At 51.1% G+C, this 444-nt stretch carries 1 protein-coding gene; it reads left to right on the forward strand.

The annotated features are described in order from the left end of the window. Positions 1–444 (forward strand): hypothetical protein (locus ACTHTJ_RS10885; RefSeq protein ID WP_440362690.1); only part of this gene is annotated, 444 nt, incomplete at both ends.

Consider the following 444-nt stretch of genomic DNA (forward strand, 5'->3'; position numbering starts at 1 on the left):
GAGTACAGCAATCGGGCTTTGGGGCGGGTGTCGTTCGATTTTGCCCAAAATATCGAAGATACGGAGCGGCTGTATCAGATTGTCTGGCGGCTGGCGGTAACGATACGCGAACATTTGGCGTGGATACACAGGATGCTGCTGGACAGCGAAGAAGGCGTGGATTTGATTACCAAAGCGTTGAAAAAGCAGCATAAGATGCTTGCCTACGGGATGATCCGGCATATCAAGAAGTGCAACGGTAGGGAGGGTGTGTCGGAATTGGAATTGTTGAATCAGTTTGAGTTCCTTAATGGCGCGGTTATCTCGCCGATGATTATGAACACGCGCTACCGTATGTTGGGGATACTGACCGATGAGATGAACGGGCGGCATGAGGATTTGCTGACCGATTCGTCCATCCACCAAAGGATAGATTGGGCGTTTGCCGCGCTGTTTCCGCAATAC

The organism is Neisseria sp. P0018.S001 (genome assembly GCF_051957355.1).
GTDB classification, from domain to species: Bacteria; Pseudomonadota; Gammaproteobacteria; order Burkholderiales; family Neisseriaceae; genus Neisseria; species Neisseria subflava_A.